Origin of the sequence: Mycobacterium stomatepiae (assembly GCF_010731715.1) — a bacterium.
Classification (GTDB): Bacteria; Actinomycetota; Actinomycetes; order Mycobacteriales; family Mycobacteriaceae; genus Mycobacterium; species Mycobacterium stomatepiae.
On the sequence record NZ_AP022587.1, the window covers coordinates 3,192,672 to 3,212,202 of the forward strand.

General features: G+C 67.8%; 21 protein-coding genes. 5 read left to right on the forward strand and 16 right to left on the reverse strand.

All coding sequences use genetic code 11. The annotated features are described in order from the left end of the window. Positions 1-12 precede the first annotated feature (12 nt). The 9 genes from G6N54_RS14970 to G6N54_RS15010 form a co-directional block, all read right to left on the reverse strand. The gene (locus G6N54_RS14970; RefSeq protein ID WP_163790807.1) at positions 13-1,092 is read right to left on the reverse strand and encodes a lysophospholipid acyltransferase family protein; all 1,080 of its coding nucleotides are present in this window, start codon (positions 1,090-1,092) and stop codon (positions 13-15) included. After that, positions 1,074-2,201: an SDR family oxidoreductase gene (locus G6N54_RS14975; RefSeq protein ID WP_372513209.1), complete on the reverse strand. Its 1,128-nt coding sequence runs from the start codon at positions 2,199-2,201 to the stop codon at positions 1,074-1,076. Before G6N54_RS14975 ends, G6N54_RS14970 begins: the two co-directional genes overlap by 19 nt. A gap of 87 nt (positions 2,202-2,288) precedes the next feature. After that, positions 2,289-2,390, reverse strand: a complete 102-nt coding sequence (locus G6N54_RS14980) for a 30S ribosomal protein bS22 (protein WP_003402602.1) — start codon at positions 2,388-2,390, stop codon at positions 2,289-2,291. A 181-nt stretch (positions 2,391-2,571) separates the two neighbouring features. Next, the gene (locus tag G6N54_RS14985; protein ID WP_163790808.1) at positions 2,572-2,826 is read right to left on the reverse strand and encodes a cell division/environmental response transcriptional regulator; all 255 of its coding nucleotides are present in this window, start codon (positions 2,824-2,826) and stop codon (positions 2,572-2,574) included. 140 nt (positions 2,827-2,966) lie between these two features. Further along, positions 2,967-3,845, reverse strand: a complete 879-nt coding sequence (proC, locus tag G6N54_RS14990; RefSeq protein WP_179969064.1) for a pyrroline-5-carboxylate reductase — start codon at positions 3,843-3,845, stop codon at positions 2,967-2,969. A 36-nt stretch (positions 3,846-3,881) separates the two neighbouring features. After that, on the reverse strand, positions 3,882-4,706 hold the full coding sequence (locus tag G6N54_RS14995; RefSeq protein WP_163790810.1) for a thioesterase family protein: 825 nt from the start codon (positions 4,704-4,706) through the stop codon (positions 3,882-3,884). A 20-nt stretch (positions 4,707-4,726) separates the two neighbouring features. Continuing rightward, the gene (locus G6N54_RS15000; RefSeq protein ID WP_163790811.1) at positions 4,727-5,569 is read right to left on the reverse strand and encodes a sugar phosphate isomerase/epimerase family protein; all 843 of its coding nucleotides are present in this window, start codon (positions 5,567-5,569) and stop codon (positions 4,727-4,729) included. Positions 5,570-5,584: 15 nt separating this feature from the next. Further along, positions 5,585-6,637 carry a hypothetical protein gene (locus G6N54_RS15005; protein WP_163790812.1) on the reverse strand — a complete coding sequence of 351 codons (1,053 nt, stop codon included), beginning with the start codon at positions 6,635-6,637 and terminating at the stop codon, positions 5,585-5,587. Beyond that, on the reverse strand, positions 6,634-7,650 hold the full coding sequence (locus tag G6N54_RS15010; RefSeq protein WP_179969065.1) for a Ppx/GppA phosphatase family protein: 1,017 nt from the start codon (positions 7,648-7,650) through the stop codon (positions 6,634-6,636). The genes G6N54_RS15005 and G6N54_RS15010 overlap by 4 nt, the downstream gene beginning before the upstream one ends. 174 nt (positions 7,651-7,824) lie before the next feature. On the opposite strand from G6N54_RS15010, the gene G6N54_RS15015 reads away from it, so the two are divergent. Then, on the forward strand, positions 7,825-8,610 hold the full coding sequence (locus G6N54_RS15015) for a hypothetical protein (protein ID WP_232072841.1): 786 nt from the start codon (positions 7,825-7,827) through the stop codon (positions 8,608-8,610). Positions 8,611-8,622: 12 nt separating this feature from the next. Here the strand turns inward: G6N54_RS15015 and G6N54_RS15020 are convergent, their stop codons facing one another. Then, complete coding sequence (locus tag G6N54_RS15020; RefSeq protein WP_179969066.1) at positions 8,623-9,342, reverse strand: FadR/GntR family transcriptional regulator; 720 nt, start codon at positions 9,340-9,342, stop codon at positions 8,623-8,625. 50 nt (positions 9,343-9,392) lie between these two features. Here G6N54_RS15020 and G6N54_RS15025 point away from each other — a divergent pair, with 50 nt between their 5' ends. The 4 genes from G6N54_RS15025 to G6N54_RS15040 all read left to right on the forward strand — a co-directional run bounded on the left by G6N54_RS15025 (position 9,393) and on the right by G6N54_RS15040 (position 13,122). Further along, on the forward strand, positions 9,393-10,340 hold the full coding sequence (locus tag G6N54_RS15025) for a hypothetical protein (protein ID WP_163790815.1): 948 nt from the start codon (positions 9,393-9,395) through the stop codon (positions 10,338-10,340). After that, positions 10,337-10,666, forward strand: coding sequence for a hypothetical protein (locus G6N54_RS15030; RefSeq protein WP_163790816.1), 330 nt, complete (start codon positions 10,337-10,339; stop codon positions 10,664-10,666). The genes G6N54_RS15025 and G6N54_RS15030 overlap by 4 nt, the downstream gene beginning before the upstream one ends. Further along, complete coding sequence (locus tag G6N54_RS15035) at positions 10,663-12,537, forward strand: GMC family oxidoreductase (RefSeq protein ID WP_163790817.1); 1,875 nt, start codon at positions 10,663-10,665, stop codon at positions 12,535-12,537. Before G6N54_RS15030 ends, G6N54_RS15035 begins: the two co-directional genes overlap by 4 nt. A 90-nt stretch (positions 12,538-12,627) precedes the next feature. After that, positions 12,628-13,122 carry an NUDIX hydrolase gene (locus tag G6N54_RS15040; protein WP_179969239.1) on the forward strand — a complete coding sequence of 165 codons (495 nt, stop codon included), beginning with the start codon at positions 12,628-12,630 and terminating at the stop codon, positions 13,120-13,122. A gap of 75 nt (positions 13,123-13,197) precedes the next feature. On the opposite strand, the gene regX is transcribed toward G6N54_RS15040, so the two are convergent. From regX to G6N54_RS15070, 6 genes are all read right to left on the reverse strand, one after another. Further along, on the reverse strand, positions 13,198-13,881 hold the full coding sequence (gene regX, locus G6N54_RS15045) for a two-component sensory transduction protein RegX (protein WP_085222780.1): 684 nt from the start codon (positions 13,879-13,881) through the stop codon (positions 13,198-13,200). Further along, the gene (locus G6N54_RS15050) at positions 13,878-15,107 is read right to left on the reverse strand and encodes a sensor histidine kinase (RefSeq protein WP_163790819.1); all 1,230 of its coding nucleotides are present in this window, start codon (positions 15,105-15,107) and stop codon (positions 13,878-13,880) included. Before G6N54_RS15050 ends, regX begins: the two co-directional genes overlap by 4 nt. A gap of 162 nt (positions 15,108-15,269) precedes the next feature. Then, positions 15,270-16,019, reverse strand: coding sequence for a phosphoglyceromutase (locus G6N54_RS15055; protein WP_163790820.1), 750 nt, complete (start codon positions 16,017-16,019; stop codon positions 15,270-15,272). 140 nt (positions 16,020-16,159) lie between these two features. After that, positions 16,160-16,675, reverse strand: a complete 516-nt coding sequence (locus G6N54_RS15060) for a type III secretion system chaperone family protein (protein WP_163790821.1) — start codon at positions 16,673-16,675, stop codon at positions 16,160-16,162. Between the two features lie 73 nt (positions 16,676-16,748). Continuing rightward, positions 16,749-18,083, reverse strand: a complete 1,335-nt coding sequence (gene mshA / locus G6N54_RS15065; protein ID WP_163790822.1) for a D-inositol-3-phosphate glycosyltransferase — start codon at positions 18,081-18,083, stop codon at positions 16,749-16,751. 48 nt (positions 18,084-18,131) lie between these two features. Further along, entirely contained in the window at positions 18,132-19,439 is a 1,308-nt protein-coding gene (locus G6N54_RS15070; protein ID WP_163790823.1) for an ROK family transcriptional regulator, read from the reverse strand. Positions 19,440-19,531: the final 92 nt, after the last annotated feature.

Consider the following 19,531-nt stretch of genomic DNA (forward strand, 5'->3'; position numbering starts at 1 on the left):
TCGCGAAAAACCTCAGCCCAAGAAGACGTTGCGCCGCCCGGCCAGCAGCCGGTACAGCGTCTGCTGGATCGTCTCGCGCACCTGATCGGTCAACTCGAAGGTGACCATCGGATCCTCGGCGTCGGCAGCGGTGTAGTCGTTGGTGTAGATCGGTTCACCGAACGCGATGCGCCACTTCGACGGCAGCGGCACCAGGCCGGCCGGCCCGGCCAACGGGAACAGCGGGGTGAGCGGGAAGTAGGGCAGGCCGAAGAGCCGCGCCAGCAGCTTCACGTCGGTGAGCATCGGATAGATCTCTTCGGATCCGATGATCGAGCACGGGATGATCGGCGCCTTGGTGCGCAGCGCCGCCGTCACGAAGCCGCCGCGACCGAATCGCTGCAGCCGGTAGCGGTCCTCGAAACGCTTACCCAGACCCTTGTAGCCCTCCGGGAACACCGCGGTGAGCTCGCCCGCGGCCAGCAGCCGATGAGCGTCGGTGGTGCAGGCCATCGTGTGGCCCGCCTTGCGGGCCGTCTCGCCGATCAGGGGCATGTCGAACACCATGTCGGCGGCCAGCAGCCTCATGTCTCGCTGCGCGGGATGCTCGTCGTGCACCGCCACCGACAACATCAGTCCGTCGAACGGCAACACCCCGGCGTGGTTGGCCACCAACAGCGCGGCGCCCTCGGCCGGCAGGTTCTCGATTCCGCTGACCTCGACCCGGAACCAGGACCTGAAAAAGAATCGCAGCAAAGGCCGCACGATCGCATTGTTGAAGTGCGGGTCGAATCCGAACTCGTCGACGGTGTAGTCGCCCGTCAGCCGCTGCCGGAAAAATCCGGCGACCGAGGCGACCTGTTGAGCAAATTCGTTGAGCGGAGCGTCCGTTGGCGACGTGCCACCCGCGACGCGACGGTGCTCGTCGATTTCGCGGACCACCGCGGCGAGCTGTTCGGCCGACGCGTTGCCATGCGGGTCGGATAGCGATGAAGGATGCTGACGTGAAGCTTCGGCTCTCCGGCGAGCTGCGACGCGACCCCGATTGCTATGCAGGGGAATGACATTCGCTCTGGTTTCACCCGCCACGATATCTACCTGACCCCACCCCATGGAATTGGATTTCGGCTTCCCCACCGCTGCGCTAAGCCTATGGCGCGACCCTCCATGGAGCGTACCCGATGCGGGTCGATTATGGGAGTCAGGCCACGACCACGAACGTAGTCGTCAAAAGCCTCCGCGGTCGACCATTTCGGCTGGTAGCCGAGTTCGGAGCGCATCCTCGCGGTGTCCATGACTCGGCCGTAACTTAAGTAATTGAATTGTTCACGATTTATCTCGGTATAGCGATTAGCCCGTCTCAGCGAATCGAGCGCCCACACACCGAAACCGGGCACCGGCAACGGAATCCGGCCTGCACGGCGGATCGCCTGCGACAGCATGATGATGCCGTCCGCGCCGATGTTGAAGGTGCCGGCCTTGCCCGCCATCGCGGCCCGCTCCAGCGCACCCAACGCGTCCTGCTCGTGTAGCAACTGCAATCGCGCGTCGCGGCCGAACATCGTCGGGACCACCGGCCCCGCCAGATACCGCGACAGCGTGGTGTCCATCGCGGGGCCAATCATGTTGGCCAGCCTCAGAATTGTCACCGCGATGTCGGGACGACGCCGGCCCAATCCGCGCACGTAGCCTTCGATATCGAGGGAGTCCTTGGCGAAACCACCGCGCAGCGGACGACGGCTGCTGCTGTCTTCGGTGAACATCACCGGGTCGTGGGGGCTCGACCCGTACACCTCGGAGGTCGACTTCAGCACGACGCGTCGCACCGACGGCGCCTTCTGGCAGGCCGCGAAGAGTTGCATCGCGCCCATCACGTTGAGTTCCTTGAGCGCCGCCGTGCCGCCGGAGCGCGGCGCGTACGACGCCGCAGCAGCATGCACCACCGTGTCGACGTCACCGTTGCGAATCACCTTGGCTATGAAGGGATTACGGATGTCGGCGCGGACGAACTCGGCCCGCCCCATCCGGCGCAGCATGTCCTTGCTGGGGGCGATCGCGTCAACCGCGATGACACCCTGAATCAGCGGGTTCTGCGCCAGCCGGGCGATCAGGTAGCCGCCAAGGAATCGGCACGCACCGGTAACCAGCACCACCTTGGGGTAGTGCATCGTGTTATCCGCGTTGTCGCCGATCCCGGCGCCGCCCCCGCTCGACGAATCCACCCGAACAGCCTAACGGCCGAGAAGCGCTACGGCGCTATGGCCGCGCGACGGTCGGTCGGCGAGGTTCGGCAGTGCGGCGAGACGGGCTTACTTGCCAAGTTTTCTGCGCTGCACCCGCGTGCGGCGCAGCAGCTTGCGGTGCTTCTTCTTCGACATACGCTTGCGCCGCTTCTTGATTACTGAACCCATGAACTCCGCTATCTGACCTGTGACCGCTTCTTAAGGGCTGCTGAAGGACTTGAAAACTTCGGGGTCACTTTACCCGGCGGGCAGCACCGAACACCAAACTGCCAGTCGCGACCGCTGAGATGGTCGCGTCCCACGCGTCGGTTCCGATCCGTCTCGCCGGCATCTCGCGGCGGCGGGTGGCTCAGCCGGCGTCGAAGTAGGACGTCTCCAACATGTCGTGCACGGCCTTGGCGTGCACCCGGAAGGACCGGCCAACCCGCACCGCCGGCAGCTCACCGTTGTGAACCAAGCGGTAAACCGTCATCTTGGAGACCCGCATCAGGGCCGCCACCTCGGCGACGGTGAGAAATTGTGTCCTGGCCTGGCTATCGGTCGAAGCTGTGTCCCGCGGCTTACCTGCGGAATCTCGCGCCGATGGCCCGTTGGTAGACGTCATCGCAACCCAATCGTGTCAGGCCCGCGCAATGCCAGAGGCTTCCCCTCCGCTGGCACCCACACGGGCATACAGAAAGGAGAATAGCGGGACTAGTGGGGTTACTGGTACTGGTGGGGGACAATCATTTTGAAATCTTTAAATTATTCGGATGTAATTCTTAGCTGTTCAGAGCGCATTTTGGCGGCCTGAACGGCGGCGTCGACGGTCGTCCGAAGACCCCCGCGTTCGAGTTCGCGCAGCGCAGCGGCGGTCGTCCCGCCGGGCGAGGTCACCATGGCCCGCAGCTGCGCCGCGGTGGCGTCCGCCTGCTTGCCCATCGCCTCGCCGTCGGATGGCCCCTGCTCCTGATCCAGCCGCTCCAGCAGCAGGGCCGCCGAACCGGCCAACGTCTGTGCCGCCAGGTCGGTCGCCACCCCCCGGCTCAGGCCCGCGACGACACCGGCGTCCACCAGCGCCTCGACCATCAGGAAGAAATAGGCGGGCCCCGAGCCCGACAGCGCGGTCACCGCGTCCATCTGGGACTCGGGCACCGTCAGCACGCCGCCGACGGCGTCGAACAGCGATGTCACCTCGTCGAGCTGCGGCTCGGTGACGAAACGGCCCTTGGCCAGCGCGGTCACCCCCGCACCCACCACTGCCGCCGCGTTCGGCATCGCCCGGACCACCGGTGTCCCGGCCGGCAGTTTGGATTCGAAGAAGGCGAGCGTGATCCCCGCCGCTACGGTGACGAAAACCTGCTCGGCGCTGTCGCCCTCGGCTGCGGAAGCGGCCTTGGTCAGCTCCCCGATCACCGACTCGACATCGGCGGGCTTCACCGCGACGACGATGAACGTCGCGCCGCCCACGGCGTCGGCCAGCGACGAGGTGACCAGCACGGAGTACGTGTCGGCCAGGTACTTGGCGCGTTCGGGCACGCGTTCGGCCACCACCAGGTCCTTGACCTTCCGCCCCGCCCGAAGCAGACCCGACAACAGGGCCTCGCCGATGCTGCCGCCGCCGATGATCGCGATTCTTGCCACGGGACAAAGCATCGCAGACGGCGTGGCTTCTCCCGGTTACCGGGGCGCGGGCACCAGCGCCAATTGGCGGGACTGGACGACGAGCCGGCCCAGGCTGTCGACGACGATGTGGTCCTCGTCGAACCAGTCGTGCCCGATCTCCAGGCAGGTGCAGATCACCCGCAACCAGCCGTCGGCGGGCACGGCCCGCAGGAAGGCGGTGAGCTGAATCGTCGGCGCCCAGCCGGTGCGCTCGACGGCGAAGGTCACCGGAGCCGACAGATCCCCGCACATCAGCGCGAAGAGGGCGTCAGGAGCGACGTCACGCGGCCGTGCCCACATCTGCAGCACCGGGGGCCGCCCGTCGGTGCTGGGCCTCATCGTGGACAGCAAGGGCCGGACATCGCAGCCCTCACCCAGGTGCACCAGACCGGCCAGCGGGTGGCCGGGCCCGATCGGTTCGATGTCGTCGGGCGGTTCGGGCGCCATCAGGTCCAGGACCGGGTTCGCCGACAACAGCGGTGCGGTATCGCCGCCGGGCTCGAAGTGCTCCGGCTCGCCGAGGTTGACGACGGCGTGCACGGCGGTGCGATCGCCCTGGACCAGTTCGACGTCGACGACGCTGATCCGGCGACCGCGCTTGCGGATCGACGTCACCGCCCGCATGGTTCCCGGGTCGGGCGCCCACAGGAAGCTCGCCGACACCGCGACGGGCTCGTGCCCGGCTTCGGCGCAGGCGTAGCGCGCGGCGTTGGCACACAGCGCCAGCATGGCGCCACCGTGCACCTTGGTTCCGATGGTCCAGTGCTTGTTGAGTTCTCCCTCGAATACACCCGGATCGACCTCCCGCAGCATCATCGCGGTGGTGAATAGCGCGGTCATGGTCTCCTGAGGGTCGGCGGTCAGCGCAACAGATGCGTGCGGGCGAACTGCAGCGATTCGGCGAGCATGGCCTCGCGCTCGCTGGCTGAGCGTGCGCTCGAGGTCGACACCTCGAGGATCGCATGGCCGGCGAAATTGCCGGCGGCCAGCATCTGGCACACCTCCGCGGTGGGTTGGGTGCCGCGCCCGGGCACCAGGTGTTCGTCGGCGGGCAGGCCGCTGCCGTCGCACAGGTGCAGATGCACCAGCCCCGCGCCCATCCGCTCGGTCATCTCCAGGGCGTCGGTGCCGGCCGTCGAGGTGTGCGACAGGTCCAGCGTGTAGTGCGCGTGGTTGCCGTCCAGCGGGTCGTAGGACGGCGAGAACGCCGAAATCGCCGGTCCCGGGCCACCGCCGCGCCGACGCATCCGTTCCCGCGACTGGTCGGTCCCGAAGAACCGATCCGCCCGAAACGGGAACATGTTCTCCACCGCGACCAGCACGTCGCTGGACGCTTCCAACTTGATGACCTGCTCGCTGAATCCCTCGGCGTAACGCCGCTGCCAGCGGAACGGCGGATGCACGACGACGGTCTGCGCGCCGAGCTCCTCGGCGGCCCGCACGCTACGTTCCAGCTTGGGAATCGGGTTGGAACCCCACACCCGCTGCGAGATCAGCAGGCAGGGTGCGTGTACCGACAGCACCGGCACCTGGTACCGCTGCGACAGCTTCTTGACGGCGGCGACGTCCTGGCTGACCGACTCGCTCCACACCATCAGCTCGACCCCGTCGTAGCCGAGCCTGGACGCGTACTCGAACGCGGCCTCGGCCCTCAACGGGTAGACCGAGGCCGTGGAAAGGCCGACCTTGATTGCTGGGCGCACAGTTGCGGGCGGCGCCTAGGTGGACTGCATGGATAGTGCCAGCGGTCCCAGGGTGATCAGCGCACCGACGGCCACCGCGATCAGCGTGCTCGCGATGTCTTCGGTTTTGCGTACCACCCGCACCCCGGCCACCAGGCCGAGGATGACCAGCACCGACAACACCAGGGCCACCAGGCTGTTCCAGCGCCACAGTTGGTCGAACGCGATGAACAGCCCGGCGCCGAAGGCGACCGCCAGGATCGACTGCAACACGATCAGGCTGCCGCGCCACAGGGCAACGAGTTTGCCCGGCGCCGGGTGGGCGTCCTGGGGCTGCTCGGTACGGGGCGCCTCGACATCGACGTGGTCCTCGGTGGGCCCCGCGGCGACGGTCCGCGCGTCCGCGTCGGCGCGCTCGTCGCTGCGCCGTCGGGCCACCTCGTCGGCGAGAGTCTGCCCGCCGAACAGGGTGGAATCCGAAGTCTGCAGGTAGGAGCGTACGTAGGCGGAATCCTCGGTCGCGGGTTCGGCCTCGCGCACGTCGGAGTCCATGACGTCGACCGGCATGTCCGCGTATTGCTCCAGCGGATCCGGGCTCATGTCCTCGGCGCCGGACGATGCCGCGGGCTGGCCGGTGGGCTCGGCCGGCTGCTCGGCTTCCGGCGCGTCGGGGCGGCGCGTGGGACGCGGGTAGGCGCTGCGCTCGGGGCCGACCCGGGGCGGCTGCGGCGGCGACTTGGGCCAGCGCGGCTCGGGCCGGGGTGCGGGCTTGGACCGGTCCTCGGTGACCGGATCGGCCACGACGTGCTCCGAGGCCGGTTCGGGCGCCGCTTCGACCTCGGGTTCGGCGGTATCGACCGCGCCGTTGGCCTCGTGTGTTGTCTGGTCGCGTTCGTGGTGCTCGTCGTCGCGGATGACGGGAATCTCGCCGGTCAGCTCGGCGACGGTGACGGTGTCGCTATCGCCGCGGCGGCGCCGCCGCCGCCGGGTGCCCACCGGGGCGCCGATGGTTCCGTTCCTGGCCAGCAGCTCGGCTACCGAGATCGGCCGAGTGCCGGGGCTCTCGGTCTCGGAGTGTGGTCCGGTCATGGTTTGTCGCCTCTCGATCGGTTGGTGTTCCGATCAACCGCCTGACCTCCAGCATTGCGCACGGGAGTCTCGACGAGGGCGGTTCCGTCCGCTTCGCTGTCGAGCTTGCGCAAGATGAGACCTTCCCGTAACGCCCACGGGCAGATATCCACTGTTTCTATCGACAGCGCTCGCATACTCGCCTCCGCCACCAAAGCGCCCGCCACGATCTGTGGCGCCCGCTCGGCGCTGACTCCTTCCAACTCCGCCCTGTCAGCGGTCGTCATCCTAGAGATGAAAGATATGAGTTGCCTGAGGCCGTTGGCGGTCAGCGTGCGCTTCACCCGTGGTCCGGCGGCCGACGGCGCCGCACCGGTCAGCCGGGCCAGCGAGCGGAACGTCTTCGACGTTGCCACCGCGAGATCGGGGCTGCCCGCATCCAGCACCGCTTCGCTGGCCTCGGCCAGCTCGGTGTCCAGCCAATCGCGCAGCATCGCCACCCGGCGTCGCCCCGGCGGATCGTCGGGCAGCCACTCACGGGTCAACCGCCCCGCGCCCAGCGGCAGCGACAGGGCGACCTCGGGTTCCTCGTCGACACCGCTGGACAGCTCCAGCGACCCGCCGCCGATGTCGAGGTTGATGATGCGCCCGGCGCTCCACCCGTACCAGCGGCGCACCGCCAGGAAGGTCAGCCGCGACTCGTCGACCCCGGTCAGCACTTGCAACTCGACGCCGGTCTCTTTGCGCACCCGCGTCAGCACGTCGTCGGAATTCTCGGCGTCGCGGACCGCGGAGGTGGCAAAGGCCATCAGCTCCGCACAACCGGAGCTGCCGGCGATCTTCGCGAACTCGTCGATCGTGGAGGTCAGCTTTTCGGCGCCGCGCTTGGTGATCTTGCCCGAGCTGTCGGTGGCCTCGGCCAGGCGCAAGGTGGCCTTCGTCGAACTCATCGGGGTGGGGTGCCCGCCGCGGTGGGCATCGACCACCAGCAGATGCACCGTATTGCTACCCACGTCGAGCACGCCTAATCGCACGAAAACAAACTAGCGGGGACGATGATGTGGTCTGAGTTGCGCCCCGCTGAGGAGCACAACAATCCGATATCGGTTGCCGCGATCGCGGGGCAATTCAAGATCGGTCTATCCACGCCCCGGCGGGCTCGGGTGTCAGCGCAGCGAACAGCGGGAATATTGTCTAACCTTGCGAGCGTGGCGAATTCGCACCCCGAGCCCGGGCAAGAAGTTGAATTGGATTTTGCCCGTGAATGGGTGGAGTTCTTCGATCCGGACAATCCCGAGCACCTGATCGCCGCCGATCTCACGTGGTTGCTGTCGCGCTGGACGTGTGTGTTCGGAACGCCGGCCTGCCGCGGCACGGTCGAGGGCCGCCCGGACGACGGGTGTTGCTCGCACGGTGCGTTCCTATCCGACGACGACGACCGCGCCAGCCTGGACGACGCGGTTAAGCAACTCACCGATGCCGACTGGCAATACCGCGAAAAGGGTTTGGGCCGTAAAGGTTACCTCGAACTCGACGAGCACGAAGGCGAGCCCCAGCACCGCACCCGCAAATACAAGGGTGCGTGCATTTTCTTGAACCGGCCCGGTTTTGCGGGCGGGATTGGCTGCGCCCTGCACAGCAAGGCGCTCAAGCTGGGCGTGCCGCCGCTGACGATGAAACCCGAGGTCTGCTGGCAGTTGCCGATCCGGCGCAGCCAGGAATGGGTGACCCGGCCCGACGGCACGGAAATCCTGAAGACCTGGATCACCGAATACGATCGCCGCGGCTGGGGCTCCGGTGGCGCCGACTTGCACTGGTACTGCACCGGCGATCCGGCCGCCCATGTCGGCGCCAAGCAGGTGTGGGAAAGCCTGGCCGACGAGCTCGCCGAATTGCTCGGCGCCAAGGCCTACGCCGAATTGGCGGCAATGTGCAAGCGCCGCAGCCAATTAGGGCTCATCGCCATACACCCGGCGACTCGGATCGCCGAGTAGCCGGACTTCGGTTCAGCCGGACCGCGACCGGTAGGCCGCTACCATTCGCAGCGCGCTCGCTAGTAGGTATGCCTCGACGGCCGCGGCGGCCGCGGCGGCGTCGCGTGCCAGCACCGCTTCGGTGATCGCCCGGAGATCGGTCACCACCGGTTCCGGGTCGTCGTAGGCCCGGGTGAGCTCATGCTCGCGGCCACCGAAGGCGTGGTCGACCCAGCGATACAGCAATCCCAACGCACGGTTTCGGGTGCCGTGGATCAGCACCTGGAAGTACGCGAGGTCGGCGGCCTGGCGCTCCTCGGCGCTGCCGGCGTCCCGCACCGCGGCCAGCGCACCGCGCAATGCGTCGTCATCCTCGGGCTGGCTCCGTTGCGCAGCCAGGCGGCCGATCAACGGGCCCAGCGCCGCCCGAACCTCGAGGAGTTCGACCAAAAATTCGGGGCCCAATCGCCTTATCAGCGCCTCGACCACCGCGGGGTGCGTGAGTTCCTGCGGGTCCCGCACCACGTTGCCGCTGCCGTGCCGGGTCTCGATCAGGCCCATCTGCTGCAGCCGGGCCAGACCTTGTCGCAGCGACGTGCGGTTGACCCCGAGCTGCTCGGCCAGCTCCCGCTCGGGCGGCAGGGCCGTGCCCGGCGGAAACGCGCCGTCGAGGATGGCGTCGGCGATCGACGCGGTGATCTGTTCGTCCACCCGCTGACGGTCGGGCGGCTGCAGCGCATTTGACTGATTCATTGGCTCAACCAATATAGTGGACGGAACCGACAACGTGGGGAGGCGACGCAGTGGACGAGAAGCGACTGGCCGAGGCTCCGCGCTGGCAGGGCAAGGCGGGCCGGCTGGAGGTCTGGTACGCCACGCTGTCGGACCCGCTGACCCGCGCCGGGCTGTGGATTCACTGCGAGACCGTCGCGCCGACCGGCGACCGCGCCCCCTACGCGCACGGCTGGGTGACCTGGTTTCCGGCCGATGCCTCGCCGCACACCGAGCGTTTCGGACCCGAGCCGACCCGACCGGCGCCCGGCGCCTGGTTCGACGCGGCGGGTGTACGCGCGGCACCCGAAGAACTGTCCGGACGGGCCGGAACCCTGGCGTGGGAGCTGTCGTGGAAAGCCGCCGGCGCGCCGCTGTGGACATTTCCACGCGGCGTATGGGATCGCGAACTGCTGCCCGGCGCTCAGGTCGTTCTCGCGCCGACCGCCGACTTCACCGGCTCGCTGATCGTAAACGACGCCGCCGCGCGTATTGAGGGGTGGCGCGGCGGCGTCGCACACATCTACGGACACGGCAACGCCAAACGCTGGGGCTGGGTCCATGCCGACCTCGGCGACGGCGACGTGTGCGAGGTCGTCACCGCGGTGTCACACAAACCGGGCCTGCGAAGGCTTGCGCCGATGGCGTTCGTTCGCTTCCGTATCGACGGAAAAGATTGGCCCGCAAGCCCTTTGCCTTCGGTGCGGATGCGGACGACGTTGGGACTGCAGCACTGGCAGCTGGAAGGACGCATCGGCGGTCGCCGCGTGCTCATCCGCGTCGATCAGCCGCCGGAGCGCTGCGTGAGCCTGGGCTACACCGATCCCGACGGCGGCACGGCGGTGTGCACCAACACCGAACAGGCCGACATCTACATCGAGGTCGACGACCGCCGGTGGTCGGTGCTGGGCACCGGCCACGCCGAAGTCGGTCTGCGCGGCAGCGAGGCGCCGGCCATCAACGAAAGGATCCCGACGTGAGCTTTCTTCTCGACCCGCCCTTGCTGTTCGCCTCTGGAGTCCTCATCGAGCGGCAACTGCCGCCGGATCGTCGCGACGTCGCCGAGGCGGCCACCCTCGGCGTCTTCTTCGGCGGGTCGTTCGGGCTCTACAACAACGTGCCCGGCCTTGGGTTGCTGTGGCGGCCTTTCCGTGCCCGCGACGGCCGCGACTTCATGTGGAACAGCGGCGTTTTCGGCGTCGAAACCGAGGAACTCGGCTACCGAATGCACGCTGCCGCGGGCGTCATCTTCGCGACCTACCCGTTCTTCATCAAGCTGGGCCGCCGGCTCGGGCGTTTGATATGAGGCAGCGGGCCGAACGGCCTCGGGGTTCGTTGGTCTCGTTCGGCACCGCGCTGCTGCCTGAGGAGCACGGCGGGCCGCCGTCGGCTCAACTGGTCGACCGCGTCGAGCGCTACCTCACGCAACTGCCCGCGACGACACGGCTGGCGGTGCGGGCCGGATTGCTGTGCATGGGGGCGGCGAGCTACCTCACCACCGGCCGGCCGCTTTCGCGCCTTGATTCTGGCCAACGTGATCAGGTGCTGCGCCGGCTCGCCACGCTCGGCCCGGACGCCGGAGTGGCGGTGGAGGCCATGAAGGCGATCGTGCTGCTCGCCAATGGCGCGGATACCTTTGCACCGGAACTGCTTTCACGTGCCCAAGCACACGTCACGGCGCGCCCCGATGCACCGTTGAACCTCATCTCCTCGACCGAGAGCCGCTCGATGGTGACCGCCGATGCGGTGATCGTCGGCTCCGGTGCCGGCGGGGCCATGGTGGCGCGCACCCTGGCCCGCGCCGGCCTCGACACTGTGGTGCTCGAGGAGGGACGCCGCTGGACGGTCGGGGAATTCCGCACCACTCACCCGATCGACCGATATTCCGGCTTGTATCGCGGCGCTGGCGCCACCGTCGCACTGGGACGCCCGTCCATCGTCCTGCCCATCGGCCGGGCGGTCGGAGGCGCCACCGTCGTGAACTCCGGAACGTGTTACCGACCACCGCTTGCCGTGCAGCAACGTTGGCGCGACGAGTTCGGCCTCGACCTGGCCGACCCGGACCGGCTGACCCGCCACCTGGACGACGTCGAGCACACGCTGCGGGTCGCGCCGGTGCCCCTGCAGACCATGGGCCGCAACGGGCGCCTGCTGCTCGACGCCGCCGCGACGCTGGGATGGGACGCCGCACCGATCCCCCGCAATGCGCCGGGCTGCGAAGGGTGTTGCCAATGCGCGATCGGCTGCCCGCGCAACGCGAAGTTCGGCGTGCACCTCAACGCGCTGCCGCAAGCTTGCGCGGCGGGCGCACGGATCATCTCGCACGCGCGCGTCGAGCGGGTACTGCACCAGCATGGTCGGGCCCGAGGTGTGCGGGCCCGCCGGCCCGACGGCACGACGCTGGACATCCTCGCGGACACCGTCATCGTCGCCGCCGGCGCGACCGAGACACCGGTTCTGTTGCGGCGCAGCGGATTAGGTGCTCATCCGCGCCTCGGCCGAAACCTCGCACTACACCCGGCCACGATGCTTGCCGGGCGCTTCGACGATGACGTACTCGCATGGCACGGCGTGCTGCAGAGCGCCGCTGTCCACGAATTTCACGAGTCACACGGTGTGTTGATCGAAGCGACCTCGACGCCCCCAGGCATGGGCTCGATGGTCTTTCCCGGGTACGGCGCGGAGTTGCTCAGCTGGCTGGACCGGGCGCCCCAGGTCGCGACCTTTGGCGCCATGGTCGCCGACCGCGGCGTCGGCTCGGTTTTCTCGGTACGCGGCGAAACGGTGATGCGCTACAACATCTCTCGTGCCGACGTCGCCAAGCTGGTGACCGCGGTCGAGGCGATGGGCCGTCTGTTGTTCGCGGCCGGAGCGGTCGAGGTACTCACCGGCCTACCCGGCGCGATGACGGTGACGTCCCTGCCCGCTTTGCGTGATGCGTTGCGCCGGAACAACCCGAAAAGCCTGCACCTGGCCGCCTTTCACCCCACCGGCACCGCGGCGGCCGGCGCCGACGAACAAGTCTGCCCCGTCGACCCGAGGGGGCGGCTACGCGGCATCGACGGAGTGTGGGTTGCCGATGCGTCGATCCTGCCCAGCTGCCCAGAGGTAAACCCGCAGCTGTCGATCATGGCGCTGGCGCTGGGCGTGGCTGACGAGGTAGTCAGCGCCCGGTGATGGCGGGTGCGCTCAGGCGCGTACACGATGGGCGCCCTCAACACACACACGTCACCGCTGGACACCCTGGCGGTGTGCTACGAACGTTACGTGCCAGTTCCCGAATTCATCGTTGAGCTGCGTCGCGCGGTTGGCAATGCACCGCTTTGGTTGGCCGGCGTTACAGCTGTCACGATTCACGACCGAAAAGTGTTGCTGGTCAAACGGTCGGATAACGGCGCCTGGACAGCCGTGACCGGAATCGTCGAGCCTGGAGAGAATCCGGCGGATTGTGCCGCACGCGAAGTGAGCGAAGAAACTGGAGTTAGTGCTCGGGCAACCAGGCTCGCTTGGGTGCACGTGACGCCGCCGACCGTACACGCCAACGGCGATCACGCCCAATATCTGGATCACGTATTCCGGATGCAATGGCTGTCCGGCGAGCCGTTTGCAGCCGACGACGAGAGCACCGAGGCACGGTGGTTCGACCTCGACGAGCTCCCGCCGATGACAGAGAACATGCGCCGGCGCATTATGTTGAGCGCCAGAGACAATGCAGCGACCATTTTCGACACCACCGACGACGCGCCCGCTGATCGCTTGTGAATCCTGGGCTTTGACTGCGCGTCCCGGGCGGAAAATCGGCGGAATCTGCGCCCTCAACGCGCACTCAGCGGCGGGCTAGCCCTCCAGCTTGTAGCCCAGCCCGCGAACCGTGACCAGGTGCACCGGATTGGCCGGGTCGGCTTCGATCTTCGACCGCAGGCGCTTGACGTGGACGTCGAGCGTCTTGGTGTCACCCACGTAGTCCGCGCCCCAGACCCGATCGATCAACTGCCCGCGGGTCAACACCCGTCCGCTGTTGCGCATCAGGTATTCGAGCAAGTCAAACTCTTTGAGCGGCAACGTAATTGCGTCACCGTTGACCGACACGACGTGCCGCTCGACGTCCATCCGGACCGGGCCCGACTCCAGCACGCCGTCGCTGATCTCGGAGTCGTCATCACCGCCACGGCGCAGCACCGCCCGAATCCGGGCGATCAGCTCACGCGCCGAATAGGGTTTGGTCACATAGTCGTCGGCGCCGAGCTCCAGGCCGACCACCTTGTCGATCTCGCTGTCGCGGGCCGTCACCATGATCACGGGCACGCTGGAGCGAGCGCGCAGCTGCTTGCACACGTCGGTGCCCGACATTCCCGGCAGCATCAGATCGAGCAGCACGATGTCCGCGCCGGCACGATCGAACTCGGACAGCGCCGCTGACCCATCGGTCACCACGGTGGCTTCGAAGCCTTCCTTGCGAAGCAGGAAGGCCAGTGGATCGGCAAGCGACTCCTCGTCCTCCACGATCAGCACACTGGTCATCGACTTAGTTCTTCCTCTCGTTGGGACCTGTTGGGCCGCACTTCGCGAGCCCGGGGTTGCTCGGTTTCTTCGTCGCTATCGGGGTCCTGATAGGCCGGGATGGACAACGTGAACGTCGAACCCGTTCCCGGCTTGCTCCACACGCCGATTCTGCCATCGTGATTGGCCGCGACATGTTTGACGATCGCCAGCCCCAGCCCACTGCCGCCGGTGGCTCGCGAACGCGCCTTGTCCCCCCGGAAAAACCGCTCGAAGACCCGCTCCTGGTCTTCTAGCGCAATCCCGATCCCACGGTCGGTAACCGCGATCTCGATGTTGTCGCCGCGACGGCGACGGCTGATCGACACCGGTGAACCCGGCGGCGAATAGGCGATCGCATTGGAGACCAGATTGGCCAATGCGGTCACGAGCAGCGTTTGATCCCCCAGTACCCGCAGACCGGTGGGTGCGTCGGTGCGAACCTCGATCTTGGCATTGTCGGCGGCCACCTTGTGCCGCGAAATCGCCTCGGACACAACGGCATCAACCTCGACGGCGGTCACGTTCGGCAACCGTTCGGCGCCCTGCAACCGGGACAGCTCGATCAGCTCGGCGACCATGTCCCCCAGCCGGTTGGCCTCGATCAAGACCTTTTCGGCAAAGCGGCGCACGGTTTCGGGATCATCCGCCGATGCCAGCAGGGCCTCCGCGAGCAGCGCCATGGCACCGACCGGGGTCTTGAGCTCGTGGCTGACGTTGGCCACGAAGTCGCGCCGGGTCGCCTCCATGCGCGCGTGGTCGGACTGATCGTGGACGAAGACAACGGCGAACCGGCGGTCCTCCTCACTCAACAGGGTTGCCTGCCCGTGCACCGATATCCCGGACCGCCCGGCCGCCCCGCGTTTGCCGGGCTGCAGGTCGAATTCGACGACGTCGCCGCTCAGCGCCTGCTGCGCCGCCTGCCAGGCTTGGTCGTCGAGCTGGCGATCGCGCACCAGGCCCAGTTCCTTGGCCCGCTCGTTGAGGTAGACGACGTCGCGATGCGAATCCACGACCGCCGCGCCCAGCGGCATCAGGGTGACGATTTGTTGCAGCATCTGCGCGACGGTGATTCCGGTCGACTCGGTGGCCACGCGCTGGCGGTGTCGCACCACACGTGCGGACAACCGAGTGCCGGCCGCCACTCCGACGGCCAGCGCCAGCAAGGACAAGACCCCGGCCAGCAACAGCGCCGAGAACACAGTCACGAACAAAATCCTACAAATCTGGTGAACGCAGCCCTAGCGGAACGAGGCCAAAATCGGACAAGTCACAACTTCCGCTACAGCTGTTCGGCTGTCGTTCATGCGGAATTTGGCGAACGGGCTTTTCGCGCTTGAAAGCGGCGAATTTCGCGCCACGCGGTAATCCTACCGGGCGCCCTGGCTGGCTACCGCCGCTGCGCCGGCGGCCGCCGCCTCCGGATCGAGGTAGGTACCGCCGGGAACCACCGGGCGCAAATCGGCGTCGAGGTCGTAGCGCAGCGGAATACCGGTCGGAATGTTCAGCTCGGAGATCTCGTCGTCGGAGATCTGGTCGAGGTGCTTGACCAGGGCGCGCAGCGAGTTGCCGTGGGCGACGATCAGCACGGTCTTGCCGAAGCGCAAATCCGGCACGATCACGTCGGTGAAGTACGGCAGAAAACGCACCACCACGTCCGCCAGGCATTCGGTGAGCGGGCCACCGCCGATGTCGGCGTAGCGCGGGTCGGTGTCCTGGCTGAATTCGCTGCCCTTCTCGATCGGCGGCGGCGGGGTGTCGTAGCTGCGCCGCCAGGCCATGAACTGCTCGTCGCCGTAGCGGGCCTTGGTTTCGGCCTTGTCCAGGCCCTGCAGTGCCCCGTAGTGGCGCTCGTTGAGCCGCCAGCTGCGCCGCACCGGGATCCACAGCCGGTCGGCGGCGTCCAGCGCCAGGTGCGCCGTGGTGATCGCGCGCCGCAACAGCGAGGTGTAGAGCACGTCGGGCAACAGGTTGTGCTCGGTCAGCAGCTCGCCGCTGCGAACCGCTTCGGCCCGGCCCTTTTCGGTGAGGCCGACGTCGACCCATCCCGTGAACAGGTTCAGCGAGTTCCATTCGCTTTCGCCGTGGCGCAGCAGCACCAGCGTCGCAGTGTCACCCATGCGGTCAGTCTCTCACGCACTCACTCAGGCTCGCCGAGCGTAACGCCACTGCGAAATTTGGGGGGCCGAGATCATCGGCCCCGCGTTACGCTCGCGGAAGGCGTCCCCGGCGCGCGGAGGGTGCCCCCTAGCGCACGGAACTAATCCGCGTCGTCATCGTCGTCGATCAGGTGGGCGAATGCCTCCAGATTCTTCAGCGATTCGCCACGCGATACCCGCCAATCCCATTCCTTCTGGATCGACGAGCGAAAACCCAACTCCAGCAACGTATTAAAGTCTGAATCCACCGCTTCGAGCACCTGCCCCAGCACCCGGTCGATTTCGTCGGCGTCGACCGATGCCAGCGACATCCGACCCACCAGATAGATGTCGCCGACGTTGTCCAGTGTGTAGGACACCCCGTAGAGCCGGCGGTTGCGCTTGAGCAGGAACCGGTAGACGCCCTCGTGGTTCTCGTCGGGCTTGCGGCACACGAACGCCTCGACGCGAACCGAGTGCTCGCCGATGCTCAGGATGGTGTTGGTCTTGAGCTTGCGCTCACCGGGCAACTCGACAATGAGCCCCGGCAATCCGCCATGCGCGCCTTCGTGTTTCGAGTACGTCAGCTCGCTGGCATCCAGCGCTCGCTCGATCACCCGCTGCACGGCTTCGGTCACGAGCGCCGTTCTCCCCCGCAAGCGGGCGGTGCCCCCACCTCGCCGCTGCGCACTGCATCGTCGACGGCGCGAGTCACGCGCCCACCCCGCGGCGCGGCGTCCAGCGGCGCGGTTTGCGCGCCGCCACCCGGTCGCGAACCCGCCGCTGCCGCGCGGCGGTGAAGTCGCCGATCGCGCGCCGATAGCTGGTCAGCAGCGCGTCGGTGGTGTTTTCCCACGAGAACGTCGCCGCGTGCGCGGCGGCGGCTCGGCTCATCGCCGCGCCCAGCGCCGTGTTGTCCAGCCGCAACAGCTCGCCGAGCGCGTGGGCCCAGTCGTCGACGTCGTGCCCCGACACCAGCGAGCCGGTGACCCCGTCGCGCACCGCCACCGGCAGGCCGCCCACGGCGGCCGCTACCACCGGTGTGCCGCATGCCTGCGCCTCGACGGCGACCAAGCCGAACGACTCCGAATAGCTGGGCACCGCAACAAGATTCGCGGCCTGGAACAGGGTGGCCAAATTCTCGCGCGACTGCGGCGGCAGGAACGCCACCCGCTCGGTGATCCCGAGCTCGTCGGCCAGGCGAACCAGTCCGTCCGGGGTGGCCAGGCCGCTGCCCGACGGACCACCGGCCACCACGATGCGCACCCCCGGCAGTTTCGCCGCGGCCCGCAGCACGATGTCGGGCGCCTTCAGCGGCTGGATTCGTCCAACGAACGCCACGATCTGCTCGTCGAGCGCGAGCCCCAACGCTGTGCGGGCAGCACCGCGATCACCCGGATGGAACACGTCGAGATCGACGCCGGGATGGACCACGTCGATTCGCCCCGGATCGGCATTATGGATCGAAATCAATTGTCGCGCTTCATCATCGGTGTTGACGATCAGCCGGTCCGCCTCGTCGACGACCTGCTGCTCCCCCACCGTGCGCAGCGGCGGCTCGGGCGCGTCGCCCGCGGCCAGCGCCGCGTTCTTGACCGCGGCAAGCGTGTGCGCGGTGTGCACCAGCGGTACCGCCCAACGGTCGCGGGCCAGCCAGCCGACCTGCCCGGACAGCCAGTAGTGCGAGTGCACGATGTCGTAGTAGCCGGGTTCATGCGACGCTTCGGCGCGCAGCACCCCGGCCGCGAACGCGCACAGCTGGGTGGGCAGGTCGTATTTGTCCAGGCCCTCGAACGGCCCCGCCACCACATTGCGCACCAGCACGCCGGGTTCGACCTCGACCACCGGCGGATCGACCGACGCGGTAGCCCGGGTGAAGATCTCCACCTCGATCCCCCGCCGTGCCAGATGCAACGCGATTTGCAGCACATACACGTTCATCCCGCCGGCGTCGCCGGTACCGGGTTGGGCCAGCGGTGAGGTGTGCACTGCCAACAGCGCAACCCGGCGCGGATCGTTCAGCAGGAGGACGTCGTTGTGCCGCACAACTTCATCTTTACAGCACGACCTGGCCGCCGGCCCAGGCCGTTCACGTCAGGCAGAAGACTCGTCGACGATTTCCGGGATCCGCGAGCCGATCACCCCGGCGCGGCGCATCGCACCCAGCGGGTCGGCGTACAGCCCGCCCAGCGACACAATGCCCGCTCCGGCCTCCTGGACCCGGTTGCCGAAGGCGGTGACGCGGATGTCGCGTGGTGTCAGCACCGAACGCTCGGCGAACGCCGCCTCTACCTCCTCCATCGTTTCCGGATACTCGGTGAAGGCCTGGCCGCCGACCACCAATTCGTCGGGATTGAGCAGGTCCCGCAGCAGCGCGACCGCTTCACCCAGCACCCGAGCCCGCTCCGAGAGCAGATCTTTGGCCTGCTGGTTACCGGCCCGGGCTATCCGCAGCAGATCGGTGATGCCCGTTGCCGAGCCGTTGGCCCGCCCCGGGGGCACCGTCGGCAGGATGCGCAGCCGGCGCGCCGCGGCCAGCACGGCCTCGTCGCTGACCGTGGACGCCAGCGCTCCGGTGCCGCCGAGCAGCTCGGAGCGAGCCGGCAGGCCCGCGATGGTGCCGGGACCGCTGGACGGGCAGTGCACCCGTCCGCCGATCACCAGCGCGTAGCCGACGGTCTCGCGGGCGTAGACGTAAAGGCTGGTCGGCGAGGTCGGCGCGAACCGACGCATGCCGAGCAGCAGTTCGGCCCCGGCCATCGCGTCGACGTGCGAAGCCACCGACACCGGCAGGCTCAGGGCGTCGGCCAGCACCGGGCCGACCGGCGCCTGCCGCCAGCCCAACCGCGGGTGGTCGACGTGGCCGGTGGCGCCGTCGACGGTGCCACCGATGGCCACCCCAACCCACAGCGGCCGCCGGCGATGCCAGCGCCGCAGGTAGCGGGTCGCGCTCTCGGCCAGCGACGTCAGCGCGGCCGCCGGGGGGCTCAGCGGCGTCGGTGTTTCCACCGTGTCCAGCGTGCGGCCGAACAAGTCGGTGGCCACGATGCTGGTGGTCCGCGCGCCGATGTGGATGCCCAGCGTCACGAACGGCTCGTGGTTGAGCTCCACCGGCACGCGAGGGCGGCCGATGGCTCCGGAGACCGCCAAGTCGGCGCGCTCTCGCAGCAGTCCCGCGTCGAGCAGCGCGATGACCTGCCGGTTCACCGTCGCGATGCTCAGCGAGGTGACACCGGCGATGACGTCGCGGCCGACCGGGCCGCGTAATCGGACCGCCCGGAATACCGAAGCCGCGGCCGAGTCTGCGATGTGCAGCGACGGTGGCACAATTTGGCGGTGCAGCCGCAGATGACCCTTACGGCTGGGCGAATGAAGAGGGTGGGTGAGAGAAGTCGAGCGCACGAGCGTCCTTTGTCCGAGTTCCAATGGCCGGTCTTGGCCACAACCTGTTTTGGGTTCAGGCGCGGCAAAGTGCGCGGCAACAACACGCACAT

Coding starts and splice junctions, on each gene's coding strand:
- G6N54_RS14970 (WP_163790807.1), bottom strand. CDS start 1,092: ATGGGGTGGGGTCAGGTAGATATCGTGGCGGGTGAAACCAGAGCGAAT.
- G6N54_RS14980 (WP_003402602.1), bottom strand. CDS start 2,390: ATGGGTTCAGTAATCAAGAAGCGGCGCAAGCGTATGTCGAAGAAGAAG.
- G6N54_RS14985 (WP_163790808.1), bottom strand. CDS start 2,826: ATGACGTCTACCAACGGGCCATCGGCGCGAGATTCCGCAGGTAAGCCG.
- G6N54_RS14995 (WP_163790810.1), bottom strand. CDS start 4,706: ATGACCGCGCTATTCACCACCGCGATGATGCTGCGGGAGGTCGATCCG.
- G6N54_RS15005 (WP_163790812.1), bottom strand. CDS start 6,637: ATGACCGGACCACACTCCGAGACCGAGAGCCCCGGCACTCGGCCGATC.
- G6N54_RS15020 (WP_179969066.1), bottom strand. CDS start 9,342: ATGAATCAGTCAAATGCGCTGCAGCCGCCCGACCGTCAGCGGGTGGAC.
- G6N54_RS15035 (WP_163790817.1), top strand. CDS start 10,663: ATGAGGCAGCGGGCCGAACGGCCTCGGGGTTCGTTGGTCTCGTTCGGC.
- regX (WP_085222780.1), bottom strand. CDS start 13,881: ATGACCAGTGTGCTGATCGTGGAGGACGAGGAGTCGCTTGCCGATCCA.
- G6N54_RS15055 (WP_163790820.1), bottom strand. CDS start 16,019: ATGGGTGACACTGCGACGCTGGTGCTGCTGCGCCACGGCGAAAGCGAA.